Origin of the sequence: Flavobacterium sp. (assembly GCF_044376915.1) — a bacterium.
GTDB lineage: Bacteria > Bacteroidota > Bacteroidia > Flavobacteriales > Flavobacteriaceae > Flavobacterium.
Genome location: NZ_JBILKB010000122.1, coordinates 1 through 3,861, shown reverse-complemented (window position 1 = coordinate 3,861; position 3,861 = coordinate 1). Strand labels below are relative to the sequence as shown.

Below are 3,861 nucleotides of genomic sequence, written 5' to 3'. Positions count from 1 at the left end.
TGAAGCTATTGATGGATTCCGTTGCGATGTAGCGGGTAATGTCCCTTTGGATTTTTGGCAACAAGCGATTCCGCAATTGCGCAAACAAAAAAACATCTTTATGTTAGCAGAAGCATGGGAACCCGCTTTGTTAAAAGACAATTTATTTGATATGGCTTATGGCTGGGAGGGACACCACACACTAAACAAAATAGCACAAGGAAAAGAGACGGTTAAAAATTTTGATGCTTATATTGAAAAAATAAATAAAGACTACGAAGCCAATGATATCTTAATGAATTTTGTGGACAATCACGATGAAAATTCATGGAATGGCACCATTAAAAGTCGTTTAGGAGAAGCAGAACCTGCTATGACAGCCTTAACCTATTTAATGCCAGGTATGCCATTGATATATAGTGGAAACGAATATGGCTTGGAGCACAGTTTGAAATTTTTTGAAAAAGATTCCATTCCCAAAATCAAAGGAAAACAATGGGATTTACGTGCTAAATTAGGTAAAATCAAAAACAAAATTGACGCCTTACATGGTGGAAAAAGCAAAGCAGCATACAAAAAAATTTCTGCTTCCAATGAAAACGTGTTAGCTTTTGAACGCACTAAAAACGGTAAAAGAGTTATTTATTTAGCCAATTTATCAGCAAAACCAGTAAGCGTTTCTGTGCCTATAACCGGACAATATAAAGACCTAATGAATGAAAAAATGATGGACTTAAATACAAAACAAGTCCTTTCCTTGTTGCCATGGCAATATTATATTCTTACCAAATAATAGTCCAAAAATAAAGAAAAGTCTCGCTCTAAACCAGCGGGACTTTTTATTTTAAAAATTAACCGATATTTGCAAAAAAATTCATTGAATTCAAAATACGACATTATTATAATCGGTGGTGGGGCTGCCGGGTTTTTTACGGCCATTAACTGCGCTGAGAAAAATCCTGCCCTTAAAATTGCGATCCTCGAACGCGGTAAAAGTGTTTTAGAAAAAGTGCGCATTTCGGGTGGCGGACGCTGTAATGTAACACATGCCTGTTTTGTGCCCAATGATTTAGTGAAAAATTATCCGCGAGGCGAGCGCGAATTGAAAGGCCCGTTTCATCAATTTTGTTCGGGAGATACTATTGAGTGGTTTGAAAAAAAAGGAGTGCCTCTTAAAATAGAAGAAGACGGTCGGATGTTTCCCGTATCCAATTCGTCTCAAACCATCATCGATTGTTTTCAAGCTGCTATAAAAAAATGCAACATTGATGTACTCACCAATCACAGTGTTCAAGAACTTTTCAAAACAGAAACACACTGGAAAATTTCAACGACACAAGATGTATTCCTCTGCGAAAAAATAGTGCTCACGACCGGTAGCAATCCTAAAATGTGGGAATTGTTGCAACATTTAGGACATACACTCGTCGAACCCGTTCCATCCTTGTTTACTTTTAACATCAAAGATCCTCGAATTAAAGATTTAATGGGGCTTTCGGCAATAGCTTCGGTGAAAGTAAAGAAATCTAAATTGCAAGCTGCTGGACCTTTATTGATTACACATTGGGGAATGAGTGGTCCCGGAATTTTACGTCTCTCTGCATGGGGCGCCAGAGAATTAGCCGAAAAAAAATACCAATTTGCCATTCAAGTCAATTGGTTGCATGAATTTACCTTAGAAGATGCTGTCGATAGTTTAAAAGAAATCAAAGAAGATCACGCCAAAAAATTAGTAAGTAAATATGCTCATTTTGAATTGCCCAAACGCCTTTGGGAAAATCTCGTGAAGGCAGCAGGAATTTCGGAAGATACCAAATGGGCTGATATATCTAAAAAACAATTGATTGCATTAGGCGAACAACTCACCAATGGCGAATTCCATGTCAATGGAAAAAGCATCTTCAAAGAAGAATTTGTAACCGCTGGTGGTATTGATTTAAAAGAAATCAATTTCAAAACTATGGAAAGTAAAATTTTGCCAAATGTTTATTTTGCCGGTGAAATACTTAACATTGACGCCATAACCGGTGGATTTAATTTTCAAAATGCTTGGACCGGAGGTTTTATTGTGGCAGAAAATATCGCTAAATAAAGATTCCTAGAATTAGCGATTCAACCAAAAAATACTACCTGTTAATAGCGTGGCAAATCCAACCCAAACGAGATATGGCACTAATAAATAGGCTGCTTTTTTATCAATTTGTTTGAAGATATGGTAGGTTTCATAAATCATTAACCAAAGTAAGATGATCTCCACGAAAGCCAATAAAAAATTATGTAACCCAAAGAAAATATAGGACCAAAGTGCATTTAATGCCAATTGAATCACAAAAAATAACATTCCTTTTTTTACCAACGGTAACTTTGTAGCCATTTGATTCCAAATTAACCCACTGGAAATCCCCATCAAGACAAAAAGCAGGGTCCAAACCGGTGCAAAAACCCAATTGGGCGGATTAAAACTCGGTTTTAATATCATAGGATACCACGTTTCAATACTGGCTTGTGTTACTTTGCTGGATAAATAACCCACTGCTAAACAAACCATAACCATGTTGATAATGCGCAAATATTTTGTCATTTTTTCTAATTTTAATAGCAAATTAACGAAATATCAAGGGAACAAATCAATCAAAATCGGTATTTTTGTCAAAATATTACACCATGCTTACCGAAAAAGATTTTATTGCAACAACCTATAGCTCCCTTGAATCAGCAAATTTCGAGTGGAGTGCACCCAGTAATATTGCTTTGGTAAAATATTGGGGAAAAAAAGAACAAGTTTCAAGCATCCCAGGTGAAAAATCGGAACAAATTCCGGCCAATCCGTCCATTAGTTTTACATTAAACCAGTGCAAGACCATCACAAAATTGGGGGTACTAAAAAAATCAGATACCAAAGACTTCTCTTTTGATTTGTTATTTGAAGGAAAGCCAAAAGAAGATTTCAAACCTAAAATTCAAAAATTTTTCGAACGAATCGAGGTGTATTGCCCGTATTTAAAAGAATATCATTTTACAATTGATACCCAAAATACCTTCCCGCACAGTTCAGGTATTGCCTCGTCTGCTTCAGGAATGGCCGCTTTAGCTGTTTCTATCATGAGTTTGGAAAAAGCTATCACTCCAAGTCTTTCAGATGACTATTTCAATGCAAAAACATCTTTTTTAGCCCGTTTGGGAAGTGGTAGTGCGTGCAGGAGCATCAAAGGTGAAGTAGTAATTTGGGGCAATCATGCAAAAACAGCTAATAGTTCAGATTTATTTGGCGTAGCGTTTTCAGAAGTTCATGAATATTTCAAAAACTTTCAAGATACTATATTATTAGTTGACAAAGGCGAAAAGCAAGTTTCAAGTACAGTTGGGCATGATTTAATGCACAATCATCCTTATGCCGAACAACGATTTGGCCAGGCTCACGAAAATTTAACCGCTATAAAAGAAGTGCTAACATCAGGAAATATTGCAGCATTCATCAAAATTGTAGAAAGTGAAGCATTGACTTTACATGCCATGATGATGACATCCATGCCTTATTTCATTTTGATGAAACCGAATACGTTAGAAATTATCAATAAAATTTGGAACTATAGAAACGAAACACAAATTCCAGTTTGTTTTACGTTAGATGCAGGTGCTAATGTACATGTTCTATATCCGTCAACTGTAAAAGAAAAAGTAATGCAATTTATTCAAAATGAACTAGTAGTCTATTGCCAAAATGGCCAATATATTTGCGATCAAATTGGAACAGGCGCTAAATCAAATTAATTTTGTACATTTACTCCTTGTTTACTGAAATAGAAAACTAAAAATTATGAAAGGACCACTTTTTTACTCTAAAATATTACTTTTCGGAGAATATGGAATCATCCAAGATTC

General features: G+C 35.7%; 4 protein-coding genes. 3 read left to right on the top strand and 1 reads right to left on the bottom strand.

Annotated elements, in window-relative coordinates; translation table 11 throughout:
• Together ACIQ6Z_RS09470 and ACIQ6Z_RS09465 are read left to right on the top strand one after the other, a co-directional pair.
• Window positions 1-772 (top strand): alpha-glucosidase C-terminal domain-containing protein (locus ACIQ6Z_RS09470; RefSeq protein ID WP_396210637.1); only part of this gene is annotated, 772 nt, incomplete at its 5' end.
• 84 nt (window positions 773-856) lie between these two features.
• Window positions 857-2,071, top strand: coding sequence for an NAD(P)/FAD-dependent oxidoreductase (locus ACIQ6Z_RS09465; RefSeq protein ID WP_396210639.1), 1,215 nt, complete (start codon window positions 857-859; stop codon window positions 2,069-2,071).
• Between the two features lie 12 nt (window positions 2,072-2,083).
• Here the strand turns inward: ACIQ6Z_RS09465 and ACIQ6Z_RS09460 are convergent, their stop codons facing one another.
• Window positions 2,084-2,560: a TspO/MBR family protein gene (locus ACIQ6Z_RS09460; RefSeq protein ID WP_396210636.1), complete on the bottom strand. Its 477-nt coding sequence runs from the start codon at window positions 2,558-2,560 to the stop codon at window positions 2,084-2,086.
• Window positions 2,561-2,643: 83 nt separating this feature from the next.
• Between ACIQ6Z_RS09460 and ACIQ6Z_RS09455 the strand changes: the two genes are divergently transcribed.
• Entirely contained in the window at window positions 2,644-3,750 is a 1,107-nt protein-coding gene (locus ACIQ6Z_RS09455) for a diphosphomevalonate/mevalonate 3,5-bisphosphate decarboxylase family protein (protein WP_396210638.1), read from the top strand.
• Window positions 3,751-3,861 lie beyond the last annotated feature (111 nt).

Bases quoted from the DNA above. Each gene is read 5' to 3' on its own strand.
- ACIQ6Z_RS09460 (WP_396210636.1), bottom strand. From the start codon at position 2,560: ATGACAAAATATTTGCGCATTATCAACATGGTTATGGTTTGTTTAGCA.
- ACIQ6Z_RS09455 (WP_396210638.1), top strand. From the start codon at position 2,644: ATGCTTACCGAAAAAGATTTTATTGCAACAACCTATAGCTCCCTTGAA.